This window comes from Nostoc sp. C96 (assembly GCF_059384975.1).
In genome coordinates, this window is the sequence record NZ_CM182020.1 from 169028 (window position 1) to 187893 (window position 18866).

The window sequence follows — 18866 nt, forward strand, 5'->3', positions numbered from 1 at the left end:
CTACGATTTCTTGGTGTTATCATTATGTTGAACAGCTATTAGAAATTAATCTCATATACTGAGGTGTATCACTAGGAGCATTTGCAAATAGTGTTACTTCACCTTTGTTGTTAAACACCCAACCATTAGCAGGTACATTGGCTAATACATTGTTAGTGTTGGGCTTAACATTAGGAATAGCGATCGCTGCTCTTTGATTCATCACGCTGCTAATTTTAGTTATCCGAGTATCTGACCATACTATATCGCTACTGAGTGCTACATGAGGGCTAGGAGGTAAACCACCACGTCCTGTAACGACAAGCTCTCCACCCTCCTTAGCATTGGCAGAACAACTAGAAGCGATCGCCTGTGAAGCATCTACCAAACTTGTAGGTAAGTTAACTAAACCACGGCTAGGGTCTACATCTGGAGTATTAATGGTTACATTGCCTGCAAAACCAAACTCAGAACTAGCATCAATATTATTAGCTGTGTCCCCTGGACTGGATCTACCTACTTCAAATCCAAAGATATTATTGGCCGTAATATTAATATTCCCACCTCGACCTATAAAGGCAGTAGCAATAATGTCATTATTTTGTTTAGGAACTGCAACTACAAAACCATTAGGAGCATCAATACTGATATTTCCACCGTTAGCATTGTTAAAAGCTTGAGCAGAAATTAGGCTTTGATTTTGTAAAAACAAAAGTTTTAAGCCCTGCAAAGAGATATTAGCCCCCTCTCTGGCGTTGGTTTCAGCAGTCAAATTACCTCTATTAAGCCGCAGGTCATTAGTTGTAATGGTTAAGTTACCAGCAGCACCAGAACCTACACCATTAACTGTCACGCGTCCTCCATCTCCAACATTGAGTCTAGGGGTTGTAATGTTTAAGTTACCAGCCCTTCCTGATGCTTCCGCTTGAGTAAACAAGGTACTAGGTACAACAGTAGAACCGATCATTCCTGTACCAATAATCTGAACAAAATCTTTAGCATTTACAGTTAAAGTTCCGCCAGCGCCTTCACCAAAAGAACCCGCTCTAATTGCACCGCCATTTTGAACTACTAACTGTCTAACATTTAAAGTTGCAGTTCCCCCTTGACCCATACCAAAGTTATCTGCTGAAATCCTCGCTCCCTTCTCGACAGTAAGCCGCCCAGTAGTAATATTTAAATTGCCGCCATTCTTGGTAGCTCCTCGCTCTGCGGAAACCAAAATATTACTTCTACTCAAATCGTCTGCTGTCGGTGCAAATCCACTCAAAAGGACGAAATCGCCAGCATTGATGGTGAGATTTCCGCCGCTACCACCACTGCGAGCCGAAGTGGATATCTGCGCTCCTCCTAAAACATTCAACCTTTGAGTCTCAATTGTCAAATTTCCACCATCACCTGTGGCTCCTTGTTCAACTTGAGCAAATAAGCCACTAGCTTGCACATTATCTGGAGTCCTACCTTCAACTGTTACCAAGTCAGATGCTATTACTCTTAAATCTCCTGCATCACCAGCACCAAAAGTTGAAGTTGATACTTGCGCTCCATCTCTAAGGATCAAACGTCCAGTTTCAATTGTTAATGTACCTCCTTGCTGAGTAGCGTCTAAATCAGCTACGGCAAAAAGACCACTAGGAACATTAAAAATTGGCGAATTACCTGTTATTTCTAATGATTCCGAGGCTCTTACATTTAAATTAACTCCTCGACCTGTACCATACGTAGTTGTTGAAACTTGCGATCCTCCTTGAATAATCAAGCGTTTAGTAGCAATTTCTAAACTTCGACCTTCGCCTGTAGCTTCACCCTCAACTTCATTAGACAAACTAGTGGTAAATAAATCTGCTGGGTTCCCTACTAGTTCTACTTGCTCGGAAGCATTGATCTGAAGATTTCCGGCTTGACCACCAGTTCCAGCCAAGGAGCTAATTTGACTACCTTCAGTCACAGAAACTAGCCTTCCTTGAATTTTGATGTCAGCACCCATCAAATCACTAGAACCAATAAAAGCTGCCTGATTTAAACTAATGTCTTGAAAGTTTTGTACACCTGCGTAACCCAACATCCAGCCCTTATCTATGGGAGTCAGACTAACTACACTATTACCGGAAACACTAGCTAACTCAATTCTCCCTCCCGGCGTGGTTAAGAAGCCGCCTTCTAGTGCTACCTCACCACCCACAAGTGCTAAAGTCTTTCCTGTGGGTATCTGAAGCCCAATTGGGTTGTCATCTAAGTCTAGTGAAGCAGCTTGATTGACAATTCTACCGGGCGTTTGATTAAATATCAGACCTATTGGTCGGCTGATAGTTAGCAGAGGTGTAGTTCCATTTGTTGTGGTATTAAATACAGTGCCATCAGCAAAAGCCAATTTACTAGCAGTAGTTGCAATAAAAGAGCCACCAACATCAAGTGAAGCATTGGGGCCAAAAATAATTCCATAAGGATTAAGTAAAAACAAGTTAGCTGCTGGATTAGTACGAATTAACCCATCAATGTTAGAAATAGAGTTACCTGTGACACGGCTGATGATGTTCTCGACAGTCACAGCGTTATTGAAATAAGCAACGCCACCTGTAGGTACAGAAAACTGCTCAAAGCTATGAAAAAGATTGTTACCTACTCTAGTGCCACCTGTAATTTCACAGTCGATACAATTAGGCGGAACGATAGAGTTTTGGGGTAAAGAGGTATCTGGAATAATCTGTGCTGTAGTTGGTTGAGTTGTTAACAGACATGACAGAAAACCTCCGGTAGAAGCCCAGACTCTGAATGAAGATATGTGCATGACTTTGAGCAGCTTTAGCTTTATAGAAATGAATTGTGAGTTGTGCTGTTAATACAACAACGTAGACAGGTAGCGTTGGTTGACTGCGGTTTAGTTTAAACTTGTTTCTTTTTCAGCTTGAATAGCACCCCTATACTCACAGCAGCTAAAGCCCCAAGAGTGGCACTAGGCTCAGGGACAGCATTTGGTATATTTCGCTCAAAACGATTTTGGATGAGAACGTCGCCACCTATTAATTCGATAGAACCATCAGAAGAAGTGAAAGTACGACTTGCTCTGCCTAAGATATTTTCTTCCTGGATATAAGACAAATTGTTGACAGCTTGATTGGGGTCAAATCCAAAGCTGGCAAAGTATAGGCGATAATTCAATACTGGTTCAGTTTGTCCTGGGCGAACAATACTATATGAGATAAATTCGTCATCTTGAGTAAATTCTGCCCGTAAATCTGCATCAAATGGAATGGTACCAGGAACAAAAGGTCGATCTGGATTAAAAATGAGGAAGCCATTCGCATCTAAAACATAACGACCTGTATTAATGGAACTTGCAGGACAATTAGGTTGAAAATCAGGAGTACCGCCACCGTTAATACAAACTTCTCCATTTCCTGATGTAAAGTCTTGTATGGCTCCTTGAAAAAGACCTATGCTTAAATCACTGGCACTATCTGTGATTTCACTACCATCCCTGGCCGTATTAACTAAATTAAATTGAGCAAGCGCATTTTGTTGGTCTGAGCCTGTTTGAGAATATGTGTTAGTTCTAAGTCTTCTTTGTGCTGCGGCTGGTTCTACAAAACTTAGAATTACAGGAACTGCTGACAAGGTAATAGCAAACGCTAATTTGATTATTGACATTTTCACCAGGGCTATCAAAACTATCTTGAATGCAAAAGAGAAAAGCTAGATTTCCTTCAAAATTGGAAAATCGTGATGTTGATTTTTTGTGTATTGAACTAGTTCCAACCTATTTTGTTTTTCGCTTGAGGAGTAGACCTATACTTACAGCAGCTAAAGCCCCAAGAGTGGCACTAGGTTCAGGGACAGCATCTGGTATATTTCGCTCAAAACGATTTTGGATGAGAGCGTCGCCTATTCCTAAATCGGTGAAATCATCAAAAACTATTACGGGACGCGCTCTGCCTAAGACATTTTGTTCCAGAATATAAGACAAATTGTTGATAGCTTGATTTTGATCAAATCCAAAGCTGGCAAAGTCTAGGCGATAACTGTACAATGGTTCAGTTTGTCCTGGGCGGATAATACTATATGCAATACTGTCTCGAATACCTCCAAATTGAGATTCAAACAGTTGATCTTGTTCAATAAATTCTGCCCGTAAATTTGCATCGAATGGAATAAATCCAGCATCAGGAACGAAAGGGTAATCTGGATTTAAAATCGGGAACCCAGAAGCATCTAAAACATAACGACCTGTACCGCTATAATCAGAAGGGCAATTAGGCTGGTTAGCTTCACGGTCAGGGTTAAGACAAACTTCTCCCACCCCTTCTACATAGTCTTGTATGGCTCCTTGAAATAGACCTAATCTTGAGCTACTGGCACTATCAGTTATTGCACTACCATCCCTAGCTGTATCAACTAAATTGAATTGAGCATCCACACCTTGCTCGTTTTCTCCTGTTTGAGAGTATGTATTAGCTCTAAGTCTTCTTTGTGCTGCGGCTGGTTCTACAAAACTTAGAATTACGGGAACTACTGTCAAGCTAATAGCAAACATTAACTTGATTATTGCCATCTTTTGTTTACCTACCTGTACCTTGAAAAATGAGTGAACAAGAATAAGTCGCCACAGTTAAATTCCCGACTATGTAGACAAAATGAATCTGTCTTTCGACAACAATTTGCCGAAAGCTAACTACATATAAGTCTGCTAAGGATGTAGACTTTGTTTACATAGCTTGGAATTCTATGCTGAGGTAATTTGTCGAAATGTGATACACCCAAATAAGTTTGTTTACTGCTTTTTTTGAGAAAATTTTACTGTATACGGACAGTAGCAATGTTCTCTGGCAAAAATACTACAGTGTAATGATGTCTAAATTACAATATTTACGGATTTTTAGCAAGAAATTTATAAAAATCTTACACTTTTCAACAGTGTTTTCCCTTAATCAATGCAAGTGCTAGTTATTATCTAGTCATTAATTTATCAAATTTTATCATTTATGGAATGTAGCAATTAATACATAATTAAATATTATCAGTTAGAAGTGATTCAGTTTGGATAAAAATAAAAAAGCTATGTCTAGTTTAGAGGAAGCGATCGCCTGTCCTGTTTGTGAAAAAACTCTCTCCACTGCACCACAAAATTGCAACCAGTGTCACAATTACTTTCGTAATGAAGTAGCAAAAATGCCCTCTTGTTTGGTAGATTTAACCCCTGACCGAGTCAAGGGTAAGATTGAAAATGCTGTTGATTCACAACCTCTACGCACAGAGCTATTTCGTTTACCAATCATTTCCTTTTTATACGAGCGTATCCTACCACCAATTTGGGCGATGGGGTTGCGTAATGTTGGGGGGATTGATATTGAATTTCAGGAGTGTAGAGAATTTTTTGGTCAAAACTTGGGAATTGTCGCTGATATCAGTTGTGGTACAGGTATTTTTTGCCGACGTTTGGCATTATTGCAGCAATGTGAGCAAATTATTGCACTAGATTACTCAGAAGCAATGCTAGGGCAAGTACAACAACAAATGCAATTAGAGGGCATATCACCATCGCAGATAACCATCATTCGAGGCGATGTCGCAGCGTTACCCTTTACACCAAATTCTCTAGATGCCGTTTATAGTGGCGCTGCTATGCACTGCTGGCCTGATGCTACACAAGGACTACGCAATATTTATCAAGCATTGCGTAGTGGCGGTAAGCTGTTTGCAACTACATTCCTGCAACCGTTACCTAGTATAGTCTTTCGCTTTTTCACTCCAGATGAATTGCCGCAGATAGCGATCGCCGCAGGGTTTCATCCAGACAGTGTACAGCTAGAAACTCGCGGAGTATATGGAATTATTAAATGTGTTAAGTAAATTACTTGCCAACCGATAATACTAAACCTTCACAGGCTAGTAAACCTTGGGCAAAAACAGATTTAACATCGGTTTGTACTTGATCAAGAAAATCATCATCGTCGTCTGGATGATGATGAGAAATAACTAACTGCTTTACTGCGGCAGTTTGGGCTAATTCTACAGCCGCTTGCCAGTGTAAATCAGAAGATTCATGGTTGTTAGCTGTAGGCGGACTGTAAGTAGCATTGGCAATCAGCAAATCCACACCTTTTACCAGCTGTAAAATCTGCTCTTGATCAACAGGATCAGCATTTTTGGTTAAATCACTGATATAAGCAACACTTTTGTTTTGCCAAGAAACTCGGTAGCCAACAGAACGCTGAGTTTGATTAATCAATGCTGTGGCGATCGCCACATCATCTAACTGCACCTCGCCACCAGGGAGCAAATTATAGAACTGCAATTCCGACTGCATTACCTGGAATGGATAAGGAAAGTGCGGCTGTAGCATTTGGTCGCAGAGGCATTGTTTAATTGATGCACTATTAGAAGCAGCCGAACCGTAAATATGAAAGCGGTTTTCTGGGACAAATGCTGGTGCAAAAAAAGGAAACCCTTGAATGCGATTCGATTGGGAGTTGGTAAAAAATAAATGTGCTTCTATGGGCTGTTGCAGTTGTCGCAAAGATTTACCGAGTATGCGTATACCAGTTCCACCATCAAAAATCAAGCGTTTACCTGCTACTTGTATTTCTACACAAGCAGTGTTGCCGCCATAGCGATTGGCGTTACTAGCAGGGGTGGCAATTAAACCCCTAACACCCCAAAACTGCACAAAAAATTCACCCGCTGAACTAATAGGAGACGTAGTTGCGGTTTCAGTTACGGAACTTTGGAAATCCGACGGCGCAAGATTTGACATTTTTCTGAAAATTTAGACCTTACTGAGCAGGTCATCGTAGTGCCGCACTTCTAATAGTCGGTTTTTTTCGTCCACAATGACTACCGTAGGAGAGTAATTTTTTAACTCTTCCAAAGAGAACTGCCCGTAAGCCATTATAATCAAGCGATCGCCCACAATGCCTAGACGTGCCGCCGCCCCATTTAATTCAATAATTCCCGAATTAGCTGGAGCCGTGATTGTATATGTAATGAAGCGCTCACCATTGGCAACGTTAACTACTTGCACTTGCTCGTAGGGTAAAATGCCAGCTTTCTCTAACAATATTTCATCAATGCTGATACTTCCTACGTAATTAATATTTGCCCCCGTGAGGGTGCAGTTGTGTATTTTTGCCAAAAGGACTGTACGCTGCATTTGGGTTTAAAGTTTTTGTGGCCAGGTGTGCAATCTGCAAATATCAAGCTGTTTATTTTTGTGATTGCCTGACTCTAGTATAGGAAAGCAGGAGGCAGTCTTCGTGAATTTTGTACCTAGCACTTCGTGAAGTTGAGGAGTTAGGAGTGTTGATTCTTAACTCCTAACTCAGCAATGCTTATTTAGCAGCTTTAATGCACTGTTCTACTAAGGCTGAGACTTTACCGACATCTTGCCAACCGAGAATTTCTGTTACTTTCTTTTCCAAGTTTTTATAACTGCGGAAAAATTCAGCAATTTCATCTAAACGGTGTGGCGCTACGTCGTTAAGAGATTTGACATGGGTATAGCGTGGGTCTTTGTCTGGTACACAAAGAATTTTTTCATCGCGATCGCCACCATCAATCATCTCCAGCATACCTATTGGTCGCGCAGCAATAATACAACCAGGGAAAGTTGGCTCATCGATAATCACCATCCCATCCAGCGGGTCGCCATCATCAGCCAAAGTATTCGGCACAAAGCCGTAATCGAATGGATATCTTACCGAAGAATAAAGCACTCGGTCTAGGGCAAAAGCTTCCAGTTCTTTGTCATACTCGTATTTATTCTTGCTCCCGCCTGGGATTTCAATCAGAACATTGAGAATACCCGGTTTTGGTTGAGCAGGAATACGGGATAAGTCCACAACAAAACTCCTCGGCTAAGGGTGAATCGGGGATGCACTCTGTTTAGTTCCCCGTGTAGAATTTTATGGCCAAGATGCACTTCTTCCCAAAGTATTTTCTAACAGGCGCTAAATACAACAAATATCAACCAAAAGATTATCCTTACTTTTAACCAAAATACTGATTGCAATTTATTAGCTGAAGCCACTCTTTCTGCATAGTAATTATTGCTGCAAGTGATGATTATTCCATCAGAGGGATGTGCGATTAATTAATCATGGATATTCTAAAATCAACCTCTAATCAATAAACATCAGAATTATGCCATCTGCAAAACCATTGTATGGCACAGAACTAGTAGATTGTGCCAGAGCAAACGCCAAGCAAGGAATTGAAACCGCTGCTTATCAATGTGGTTACGGTGATGATCTCAACACTTTTGCCCAAGAACTCCGTCAAGCTTGTGCAGAAATGAATTTACAAGTCAAGGAATTGAGTGAATTAATTACTGATCAAGACATGATTCTAGAAATAGGTACTGGTGAAATTATTGCCCCAGATACAGCTTCAGAATTATAAAAACTGCTGACCATTCCTCAAAAACATTTAACTTTGAATTGCGAATAGGAATGCTCTGTAAATTTGGTGCGATCGCCCTTCACTACAATTAAATCTTACGCTGCTTGATTGGCTGGGCGGGATTACCTGCATAGATTGTCATCGCTTCTAAAGAACGTCCTGTAACTCCACCCAAAGTCAATACTGCACCCTTCCCAACAGTTACTCCAGGGCCAATTATCGACTTAGCAGCAATCCAACTACTTTCTTGAATGTGAATTGGCGCAGTAATTAATTTAAAATCAGGATGGATCCAGTCATGGTTGCCCGTGCAGAGATACACGCCTTGAGATATACACACATGACTTTCAATCGTTACAGTTGCTAAATTATCAATCCAAGCATCTTCCCCAATCCACACATGATCACCTACAACTAATCGCCAGGGAAACTTCACCCGCACTCCTGGTTTAATCCGCACATTCTCACCTATCTGCGCTCCAAAACTGCGAAGTATCCAAACTTTTAAGCTTGAAGCAGTTAACCACCGATTCTGCACCACAGAAAAACCCAGGAAATACCACAACACTTGTTTCCATAAAGGTGCGCCAGGAGTATAAGTATCAAGAGTGTAATTATCTAACCGCATATATCAAGCAAAAAAGAGTTTATTTAACAATCAAACATAGGTATCACCAAGGAAATTAGACTGTAAGTTTCTCTCGTTCTGTTGTGTGATCAAGCATAGAAATAGCCTGGTTTCAAATGTTTTGCCTGATTCAGACAGGTTATTAGACGCTTAATATACTTCTATCTAAATTCTCATAGTTGGGACTGATTCTCTTCTCAAACCAGTCTACCATCTGCTTGCAGACACCTAGAATATAGCAATTAATTTTCAATGAGTTACCAACAAGTCTATTTCCCACTCCTTTATTGGATAATCTAATAGGATGGCAATAATTCTCATTTAACTGTGTGTTAGCAAGGCTAAAATTTCCGAGGTTGATGTAGTTAATTGAAATTTTATAATTTTACTTGAAAAGCCTACCAGATCAACATATAAGATTTTTGAATGCGATTAAATTAACGTATATCCACCAAGATTGGCTTGACGATATATGAATTTATGGTAAATTTACTCAGGCAGAATATGAAGTATTCTGATTTAGTGAGGAGGTACGATTGATAACTGTTCTCAGAGTTTGTTTAATTCCTGCAATCTTGTACGAAACTAAGGTCTCATACCCAAAACCTAGTTTCTTCATTCATTTAACTTAGTGTTAGTCCCAACTTAAGATTGTGTGATCAGTTTCTTCTGAAAATCAGTTCTAGAGCTTATTTTAGGAGAATTAATCGTCAAAAAGTGTGTTCATTGTTCATTTCTCGATACTTCTGAATTGCTTAGATAGAAGTTATGTTCCCGATATAAAGACAATCAGGCTAAGAGGTTCTATGAAACTTTTTAATGACCTTGTGACAGTAGCAGAATCAACTGCTCCTGTTATTTCTGTTGCTTTTTTTAGCTCTATTTTCAGTTGTAGAGCTAATCTCGTTGCAACCAATCAAAGCAACAACAAGTATGTCCAGAAAGAGAATTTAAATCTCCATAAATTTCTGACAAATAAGCAATTGATGCAGAACGCTACTTCACCGAAGTCTGACCAAGCTGATGTGACCATGAAATTGACTGTGTATCGCTCAGGGTCAAATAGCCATACTTACAGTGGAGAAATGCTTGTAGGCAGTGCTGATAAAGAGACGGGTACTGTCAGAACTAACTTTAGTGTCACAGCAGAAAGCGTCAATTGCTAAATAATTATGAAGAAATTTAAATATATCAAGTTTTTCCTACTCGCTGCACTTACGCTGCTGTTGAGTTTATCTAGCACCATAATTCATGCCCAGACTGCACCCCTAACAGTTTTAACGACTCAAGTTCCCAGCACTTTCAAGACTGATGGAATTCCCTATGAGTTAGGTATGAAATTCAGCAGTGCCAAAGACGGACAGATTAACTCAATTCGTTTCTGGAAACCTGCCAATGAGATAGGTTCGCATACTGGCAGAATCTGGTCAGAAGGAGGAACTCTCCTGTCTAGTGTTACTTTTGCCAATGAAACTGTTTCTGGTTGGCAGCAACAGGCTTTGAATACACCACTAAATATTCAAGCCAATGCAAACTATGTCGTCTCTGTCAACACTAATATTTATTACCCAGCTACGAATGGAGGGATGACTAACTCCATCGTCAATGGAGACTTGAGTTCAGTAGCAGGTAGTAATGGAGTGTTCAACACAAATGTAGGTGCATTCCCCACAAATTCTTACCAAAGTACGAACTATTTTCGTGACATCAGTTTTGTTGCGGCTACTCCATCAACACCATCAAACCCACCAACGACATCCACATCAACATCAACTATTCCTGCAAGTGCTAAAGCTCCTTGGCCAGTCTTTCAGCGTATAGATGCGCTCAAGTTTTCGTCCCGTGTTGGGTTAACAACAGTCTGGGGAGATTATTTTGAAAACAGTGAAGATCCATTCTTCCTTTCACCTGGTGTACAGACCCAAGAACTGTCGAATACTTCAAGTGGCAACTATGCAGTCTACAACAACATTGATTTAGGCAGTGGTGTGGAAGCACTGATGCTCCGTGTTGCTTTGGCTTCAGGCACTAACGTTGTTGAAGTCCGTTTAGGCTCGGCTAGTGGTACTGTATTGGGAACATGTACCATCAACAGTACCGGTTCTGTGTCAACCTACCGTACTGTTCCTTGTCCTTTGAATACAAGCCTTGCCAAAGATAAACAAAACCTAGTTATCAGGTTCCCAGGCACCAACAGCACAATGCGCTTTAATTGGTTTGCTTTCTGGGCTAAGGATACAACGCAAACAATTGACCAGGTACAGAAATGGCAATCTACCACTATGGTCAACAAACCTGCACCTGTGATAGCAATTGCTGGTAGCCCAGTGCGCACAGCAGATTTGCTTCCTCCAACTTCTGCGGCAAAAGCAAAATCATACAGTCTATGGTCTCCTGGAAAAACTTGGGAATGTCCAAAATGGCTGCACGATACTTATTGGGTCAAAGCTGACGATAATAAAATCTACCCGACTTGGCACCCACCAGTGGACTTCAACCCAGAAACCAATACTTATTGTACTTATGGTCATGAGCATGGCGATGACCCACGCGGTTCAGAAGTGTTTACTACTGCGGGTATGCCAGCTTTCGGCTATATCAACGAACAGCACGCAATTAATGACCCAGCTAATCCCAGACATGAAGACCACTTTGGCCATAAGGTTTTTGTTGCCAATAACTGGACTATGTACAATGCTAACAATAGCAGTAACACCACAAAATGTGATGTACTTGTGAAAATACATATGGGTTCACATTCACCCGATGCGCTCACAAATACGGCACATGAGATGTTTGTGGCCGGTAAATGCGATGGACAACAACCTTTCAATGTCAAACAGTTTGGCTTGTTTGGTGCGCCTGGATACTTCAAAGAACCTGAAGCAACTTATTGTGACGCATTCTTGCCTTCTGGTATTACGCCGAACCCACTCAACCAACCAACAGATGGCGCTCATCGTGCCATTCCTACAAAGGATTGCTATGCGCGTGGCTCTCAAGACGAACAATCTTCCTTAGTTCAAAAAAGAACATTTGAATACTGGCTAACAGAGTTCGTCCGTGGTGATTTTTACTTTAGAGTTACAAATCCTGCTCGTATTTATGATGCCTCTTCTGCAACAAAGATTGGCAGAACGGTAGATTTGTGTTATTCCCCTACTCATCCTCTTGCTAAGACCTTGTTATGCCAAGAAACCCTAGCAGCTGGTAGCCAAGTAGTGTGGGATGATCCTCGTTCACCTTTCCGAGGAACAGTTGGTATAGAGAGTCACTTTTCCGGATTGGCTTTTAATAATTCTCCATCTTCTGTAATTTATACAGATGCCTATGGCAAAAATGGCAGAACATCACCCGATCCTTCTAAGGAGATTACCTATAAGCAAATCGTCCCAATTCAAGGATTTGATTATAGGGTAAGTGGCCAAGATAGTCTCTTCCCCTCTGTAGACTATTCTGCATCAGGGAGAAATGGTGTCAGAGCGCCTAACTAAAATAGTGTAGTCATAATAAAAAACAGCCTGTGAGTTTACTTACAGGCTGTTTTTTATTATGATTGCCTCTACCTAGGAAAAGAGGTATGCAAATAATATTGTTAGTTCATTTTATGATGTTTGTGTAAGCTCAACTTCTCCGTTTCAATCAAACGAGTAGCGAGAAGAATTTCTGCCAATACGCGTTGGAAAGCATAGTACCAACCTTCCCAACCATCAAAAATGCCACCTTTGAGAATTAAGCAATAAAACAATATAATAACGGGAGCAAGAATTTTTTGCCTACGGATGCGATCGCTCCAACTCAATTCTTGTATTGGTGTTTCTAAGAGTTTTTTTACTTCAATTACCATATAACGATCCTGCGCCCACAGCCAACGACTTAAGGGTTTTTGATCATCATGATGAATATATGCAGATAGCATTGCAGATTTACCATCTACCAAAACTCGGTGAGCATGACCATCATCTTGATAAATTGCTTTTTCTCTCTTGTAGAGGACTTTACGCGGTGGCAGCAGTGTACCACGCAAAGGTTTACCAAAGACACAATATTTGAATCGAATACTGTAACTATCTATATCTGAATCTGCCGGTAGTGCTTGAATTTCATCAATTAACTCATCAGTTAAAACATAATCAGCATCTAGTGAAAGCACCCACTGAGACGAAATTTTTGTTAAGCCATAATTACATTGACCAGCAAAGGAATCAAACTTTCTTTGGAATATTTTTATCTGGGGATAAGAACCTAAAATTTCTATAGTTGTATCTGTACTATAACTATCAATAACTACTATTGCAGTTGCCCAATTCAATTTTTCTAGAGTGCGAGCAATATTTGGTGCTTCATTATATGTCAGAATAAGCGGCGTAATTTCTTCTCTCATAAAGTTAATTACAGAAATTGTTTTCCTGTTTACTTTTATCTCTCCATCAAAGAATTTAATTTTGTCTCATTATTGAGAGCTTGATTACTCATTAAATCTTCAAAATCATCTAGATATAACTGGGCTATACGTTGATAACTGTATTCAGATGCTTTCTGACTAGCTTTGATACTAATTTGATGTCTTATCTGGGGATTCAAAATCACAGATGACATGACTGTTGCTAGGTTTCTGGCTGCATCAGGACTCCGATGTTCAAAATAAAATCCTGTTTCCTCATTTTTAATATAATCTTGAAAACAGCTTAAGTTGGAAACTATTGGTACTAACCCAGTAGCCATCGCTTCTAAAGGGGCAATGGGAAAAGCTTCACCTTTTTCTGCTAAGGAAGGGTAGCAAAAGACATCAGCTTGTCGATACACTTCCACTAGTTTTGTAGGTTCAAAAATTGGATCGATAAACTCTACATTTAATTTCTGTGCTTGCAATTTCAATTGATTTAAATAACTGTCACCCCCACCACCTTGACTGCCTTTACTTGGCCCAATAATCCTCAATTTCACCTGAGAAATTTGTTGTGACAAAATAGAAAACGCATCTATTAGCAGATGAATACCTTTCTCTGGATGAATTCTTCCCACATATAAAATTATCTTTTCTCCACTATCTGTCCGATTTTGTGTGGGTGGAGAAAAAACGCGAGTATCGACTGGGTTAGGAATTAATCGCATACGTGAAATAGCCGCCGGATACTGTTGTGCAATTCCTTGCCAAATGGACTTTGACAACACAATAAAGCGGTCTGCACGACGATATAGAGGGTATTGTCCTTTAGGAAATCGACCGACGCTAATGACAATTTTGCCAACCTGACTACGTAGTGGCGCAAATACAGGTAGCCAAAAATCGTTGATAACTAAAATATCAGCAGATGGTAAGGTAGGAAATGTTTGTAGAGCGTAGGCTAAGTCTTTGAGTAAGTCTAACCAGATGTTTGGACTTTGGGAAAAGCCTCCGCGACGGATATATCTCACACCATTGATGGTTTCTGTGGGGGGTTGTCCTGGATAAGCCCGACATAAGATAGTTACTTGATGACCAGCGGCCGCAAATTCTTCGGCCAAGCCTTGCCAAAGACGGTGATGCGCTCCTCCTTGTAGGGTCGGAATAGGTAGCCAGGGGCCTGTAGCAATGTTAATAATCAAGCCTACCTCCTTAAGCAGAATAAAACTGAACGCAACTAGGGGGTTCACCACCAGCTAGAATCCACTGGTAAACACTGGACATATCTTGGGCGATCGCATTCCAAGAATATTTTGCTTTCACTAAATTTCTGCCTTGAACACCCATTGCTTGTCGTTCACTTTCCGACATCTCCATTGCTTCTACCAAAGCATGTGTCAGAGCAGGCTGGCTAATCTCAACCCACCAACCACAATGATATGTTTCTAAATCTTCCCAAGGTGCGCCTTTTGTAGTGATTACGGGTACACCATAAGCTAAAGACTCAGCAACTGCAATTCCAAAGTTTTCGGAATGAGTTGGCAGAATAAATAAATCAGCGTTACTAAGTGCAGAGGCTTTTTGTTCGCCTGATAGCATTCCTGTAAATGTCACCTGTGACTGCAATTGTAATGTGGCTGTGATTTCTTCTAATTTGGATTGATAGCCAATTAAGTCAGAACCAGCAATGAGTAAATGCCAATCAGGAAATTGCTTTACCAGTGTTTTCCAAACAAATAATAAGTTATCTAGACCTTTTTTGGGATGAATCCTTGAGAGAAACAGTAACCATTTTTTATCAGCTATTTGGGGAAATAGCCTAATTAAAACTTCTCGACTAGGTTGAGTATCTAAGTTAGGAAGACTAACTCCATTGGGAATCACAGCGATTGGTTGATGAAAATTTAGTTGGCGTAAGGAGTTGGCTTCTTCTTGAGAAGTTGCATGAAAGGCGATCGCTTTCTGGAGATTCTCTCGTTCATACAAAAACCAGGCTGGTAGTTTTTTAAACCAACTGTTCCGTAAAGACCATGATTCTAACATTCCTCTAGGAGAAGTGATTAATGGTAGATTATTCTTTACAGCTGCTTGTCGGGCGTAAATATTAGGAAACATCCACAGACCGTGATTATGAATTAAATCTAACTCTGCTGCTGCCAAATTTTGTAAAGCATAACCAGCACTTGGCTGAAATCCCCGCAAATATTTTGCTAGTTTGGTTGCAGTGTAACTGTGGAGATTGACATTTTTTGTAGCGACTTGTTTACCATGTCCTTGATAGTCCAGGGTAAATAAATGCGGGTAAATTCCTTGTTCAGATAAAGCTTGCGCTAGGTTCGTTACCGAATAAGCTGGCCCACCACTATTTTCATTAATATTGGCAACTACATGACATACATTTAATGATTTTGCGACTGTCTTCATCGGAGTTAGTTTTTTGGCAAATACCCTAAATTTTTTAAGTTAGAGATTAGTGAGAAATCGTTTCCCACCAATATTTTAATAGTGCCAGACTCCAGCGACGATACCAAACTCCTAAATGGATATCTTTAGCTGAATTCATCCCTGTAAAACATTCATGCCATTCATCATCAATCCACTTTGGAAAAGGAAAGGAAAACCCTCTTTTTTGTTTGTTTGTTACCCAAGTTGGTAATTCTGGAACAGCTTCAATTAATAATCTTTTTTGTGGCATTAAACGCAAGTTACTAGGTATAGAAGCAATTGTTTCTAGCAACACTCTGTCTACAAGTGGCACTCGTAGTTCTAAACCCCATGACATACTCATCACATCACTATCTCTTAATAGCTGATTACGCATATAGCCACTAATTTCTAGTAAGCTCACTTCATCCTCAAGAGAAGGTAGAGATATGTCTTGATATTGACTGTGACGTAGAGGTAAATCTTGTTCTGGCAGGTATTGATGTGCTATTTTACAGGCTTCTAGATGAGAAAATATACCCCGAAAACTACGGTAAGCAGATGTTGTGTTAGGAACATCTTGCAAGAAGTCTCCGATGCGTCTGATTTGCGATGATTGACCCCAAAACTCTAAGCCTCTACCAATGCCAATATTCAAAGGATAAAGTGCTTTAATTTTTCTGGCCAAGCGAACCATTTGAGGAATCTTTTGGAACGAACCATAACCCCCAAATAATTCGTCTCCTCCTAAACCAGAAAGAACAACTTTTGTTCCATCTTCACGAGCTAATTTGGATACACAAAATGTATTGAAACCATCTACACTCGGTTGGTCAATTGTTTCTAAGAAATTGGGAAATAATGATTTACCTAAAGAAGATGTAATGATAAATTCTGTATGCTCAGTATCAAATGTATGGGCAATTTTCGCGGCAATTTCCCCTTCGTTCCATTCTGATTCTTCAAAGCCAATGGAGTAAGTTTTGAGTACACCAGTTTGGGTTTGACGTGCTAAGGCGACCACTGTTGTAGAATCTATCCCACCACTCAGAAATACGCCTACTGGTACATCACTAACAAAGTGGTGTTGAATAGAATCAATTAGTGCAGTTCGCACTTGTTCACGAGCTTGTTCTAAAGTGATTTTTTCAGGAGTAAAATCAAACTGCCAATATTGTTTTTGCGTCAATTCACCAGACTCCCAATGCAGATAGTAACCTGCATTTAAGCAGTGAACTCCTGCAATCAGCGTATTTGGTTCTGGAACTGAACCGCTAATCAGATAACCATATAATCCCTCCATACTTAAATTAATTGCAGGTAAGCCAGAGGAGAGAATTGCTCTGAGCTCAGAAGCAAATATTAATGTAGAACCAGATTGCCAATAATAAAGGGGTTTAATTCCTAGAGGATCACGAGCTAAAAAACAAGTTTTTTCAAAATCATCCCAAATGGCAAAGGCAAACATCCCTCGAAGATGCTGAACACAATTCTTCCCAAATCTTTGGTAGAGTTTTAAAATAACTTCTGTATCTGTTTGGGAATTAAAATTTTCGCCTTGATCAATTAGCTCCTGTCGCAGTTGTTTAAAGTTATAAATTTCACCGTTGAAAGTAATCCAATATCTTTTATCAGTAGTAGACATCGGTTGATGTCCAGCACTACTAAGGTCAAGAATTGATAGACGAGTATGAGCTAGTGCAGCTTGCCGTTCTGGAGCAATAAAAATACCTGCATCATCTGGCCCCCGATGTTGCAAAGCAAGCTGCATTCGCTGAATCGTCGATTCTAATTGTTCTTGATATTGATTAACTGTAAGAATGCCAGCAATGCCACACATATAGTAATTTTTGGATTAAAAATTAGAATGACAATATAATTTATTATTTAATAAATCATGATGAAAAATTAGCTATCTTTGACAGCAGAGGTAATTTTTGAAACAACTGATGAAGAGTCAATTGAAACTTTTCAAATCCAAAGGTATCAATGACTAAACTTCTGAGAGAGTCTGGTTGATAAATCAAACTATTGGGATGTTTTTTCATCAGGATTTCTGTAAGCTTTTGTGTGATCGCCTCTACATCATCAGGATTAACCAGCGCCCCTAATTTACCATGACACAGAGCATCTATAGCACCATCTTGATTACCTCCTAAAACAGCTTTACCACAAGCTAATGCTTCCAAATACACAATGCCAAAGCCTTCACCCTTGCTTGGCATAGCGAAAACATCGCAGAGGTTATAGTAATCACACAGCTGTTCATCAGGCACAAATCCAGCTAAGGTGACACAATCTTGTAATTTTAGCTGGGCTATGAGTTGCTCAATTCTGGGTCTATCAGTACCTTGACCGACAATCACATAATGAACATTAGGAATTGACTGCCGAATTTGAGGGAGTGCTTGTAAAACTTGGTCGTAACCTTTGTATTGTTCACCAGCCGATAATCTGGCTACAGTTAATATGACTGACTGTGTTGGTTGGAGATGATGTTTTGCTAATAAATAGTCAGGTTTAAGCGCAGGTTGAAAACGATGAGCATCAAAGGTGTTGGGTAGAATAGTAACTTTTTGGGGATCGAGGTTTTGTTCTTTCAGCAGGCGATCGCGTGTATAACTGCTGACGGCTAAAATTAAATCAGCCTCCATTAAAGCTGTCTGCAAATACTTATTTTTAATATTCCACGCTTCTATTCCATGAGCAACTACCCAGTAAGGAATACCCACTAGCCGCTTCAGTACTAAGGAAGCCACAGCAAAATTTAAATGAGTTGCCAAAACTAAATCTGGTTTTTTTATCAGACCATTGCCAACCAGTTGGGCTGCAAATAATGGTGTACGGAATTTCGCAGGTAAACCACCAGCAAAATGAAATCGAGTTTGAGGTAAGTAGGTAATGCTAGATGAAGTCTCAAGATCATGTTTGATCATAACTTCATAGCGACTGTCAGGAAAAAGGTTTTGTAAAGCTTGAAATAAAAAAGCCGAGTATATCTGGATACCACCGTTAAAACTAAACAACTGAGGCAACCAAAGATGTATATTCATT

16 protein-coding genes are annotated in these 18866 nt (G+C 40.0%); 4 read left to right on the forward strand and 12 right to left on the reverse strand.

What is annotated here, in order from left to right:
- Positions 1 to 22: 22 nt before the first annotated feature.
- The 3 genes from AC504W_RS00705 to AC504W_RS00715 all read right to left on the reverse strand — a co-directional run bounded on the left by AC504W_RS00705 (position 23) and on the right by AC504W_RS00715 (position 4528).
- Positions 23 to 2767 carry a two-partner secretion domain-containing protein gene (locus AC504W_RS00705; protein WP_494875724.1) on the reverse strand — a complete coding sequence of 915 codons (2745 nt, stop codon included), beginning with the start codon at positions 2765 to 2767 and terminating at the stop codon, positions 23 to 25.
- 95 nt (positions 2768 to 2862) lie between these two features.
- Positions 2863 to 3627, reverse strand: a complete 765-nt coding sequence (locus AC504W_RS00710) for a PEP-CTERM sorting domain-containing protein (RefSeq protein WP_494875725.1) — start codon at positions 3625 to 3627, stop codon at positions 2863 to 2865.
- A gap of 109 nt (positions 3628 to 3736) precedes the next feature.
- Entirely contained in the window at positions 3737 to 4528 is a 792-nt protein-coding gene (locus AC504W_RS00715) for a PEP-CTERM sorting domain-containing protein (RefSeq protein ID WP_494875726.1), read from the reverse strand.
- A 506-nt stretch (positions 4529 to 5034) separates the two neighbouring features.
- Between AC504W_RS00715 and AC504W_RS00720 the strand changes: the two genes are divergently transcribed.
- Positions 5035 to 5826 (forward strand): class I SAM-dependent methyltransferase, encoded by a 792-nt coding sequence (locus tag AC504W_RS00720; RefSeq protein ID WP_494875727.1) that lies wholly within the window; start codon positions 5035 to 5037, stop codon positions 5824 to 5826.
- Position 5827: 1 nt separating this feature from the next.
- On the opposite strand, the gene AC504W_RS00725 is transcribed toward AC504W_RS00720, so the two are convergent.
- The 3 genes from AC504W_RS00725 to AC504W_RS00735 form a co-directional block, all read right to left on the reverse strand.
- The gene (locus AC504W_RS00725) at positions 5828 to 6730 is read right to left on the reverse strand and encodes an MBL fold metallo-hydrolase (protein ID WP_494875729.1); all 903 of its coding nucleotides are present in this window, start codon (positions 6728 to 6730) and stop codon (positions 5828 to 5830) included.
- A 12-nt stretch (positions 6731 to 6742) separates the two neighbouring features.
- The gene (gene panD / locus AC504W_RS00730; RefSeq protein ID WP_096582276.1) at positions 6743 to 7126 is read right to left on the reverse strand and encodes an aspartate 1-decarboxylase; all 384 of its coding nucleotides are present in this window, start codon (positions 7124 to 7126) and stop codon (positions 6743 to 6745) included.
- A 178-nt stretch (positions 7127 to 7304) separates the two neighbouring features.
- Entirely contained in the window at positions 7305 to 7814 is a 510-nt protein-coding gene (locus AC504W_RS00735; protein ID WP_096582278.1) for an inorganic diphosphatase, read from the reverse strand.
- A 301-nt stretch (positions 7815 to 8115) separates the two neighbouring features.
- Here AC504W_RS00735 and AC504W_RS00740 point away from each other — a divergent pair, with 301 nt between their 5' ends.
- Positions 8116 to 8373, forward strand: a complete 258-nt coding sequence (locus AC504W_RS00740; RefSeq protein ID WP_015112673.1) for a hypothetical protein — start codon at positions 8116 to 8118, stop codon at positions 8371 to 8373.
- Between the two features lie 88 nt (positions 8374 to 8461).
- Here AC504W_RS00740 and AC504W_RS00745 read toward each other — a convergent pair whose 3' ends face one another.
- Positions 8462 to 9001, reverse strand: coding sequence for a WcaF family extracellular polysaccharide biosynthesis acetyltransferase (locus AC504W_RS00745; protein ID WP_494875731.1), 540 nt, complete (start codon positions 8999 to 9001; stop codon positions 8462 to 8464).
- Between the two features lie 806 nt (positions 9002 to 9807).
- On the opposite strand from AC504W_RS00745, the gene AC504W_RS00750 reads away from it, so the two are divergent.
- Complete coding sequence (locus tag AC504W_RS00750) at positions 9808 to 10167, forward strand: hypothetical protein (RefSeq protein ID WP_494875732.1); 360 nt, start codon at positions 9808 to 9810, stop codon at positions 10165 to 10167.
- Positions 10168 to 10173: 6 nt separating this feature from the next.
- The gene (locus tag AC504W_RS00755) at positions 10174 to 12495 is read left to right on the forward strand and encodes a DUF4082 domain-containing protein (RefSeq protein ID WP_494875733.1); all 2322 of its coding nucleotides are present in this window, start codon (positions 10174 to 10176) and stop codon (positions 12493 to 12495) included.
- 101 nt (positions 12496 to 12596) lie between these two features.
- Here the strand turns inward: AC504W_RS00755 and AC504W_RS00760 are convergent, their stop codons facing one another.
- Genes AC504W_RS00760 through AC504W_RS00780 form a run of 5 tightly spaced genes read right to left on the reverse strand, consistent with a single transcriptional unit; the run spans position 12597 to position 18865 of the window.
- Positions 12597 to 13385, reverse strand: coding sequence for a glycosyltransferase family 2 protein (locus AC504W_RS00760; protein WP_494875734.1), 789 nt, complete (start codon positions 13383 to 13385; stop codon positions 12597 to 12599).
- Between the two features lie 35 nt (positions 13386 to 13420).
- A complete protein-coding gene (locus AC504W_RS00765; protein WP_494875735.1) occupies positions 13421 to 14590 on the reverse strand; it encodes a glycosyltransferase family 4 protein in 1170 nt (389 codons plus the stop codon).
- Between the two features lie 10 nt (positions 14591 to 14600).
- A complete protein-coding gene (locus tag AC504W_RS00770) occupies positions 14601 to 15812 on the reverse strand; it encodes a glycosyltransferase (protein WP_494875736.1) in 1212 nt (403 codons plus the stop codon).
- Between the two features lie 46 nt (positions 15813 to 15858).
- Entirely contained in the window at positions 15859 to 17652 is a 1794-nt protein-coding gene (gene asnB, locus AC504W_RS00775) for an asparagine synthase (glutamine-hydrolyzing) (protein WP_494875737.1), read from the reverse strand.
- A gap of 55 nt (positions 17653 to 17707) precedes the next feature.
- A complete protein-coding gene (locus AC504W_RS00780; protein WP_494875739.1) occupies positions 17708 to 18865 on the reverse strand; it encodes a glycosyltransferase in 1158 nt (385 codons plus the stop codon).
- Position 18866 lies beyond the last annotated feature (1 nt).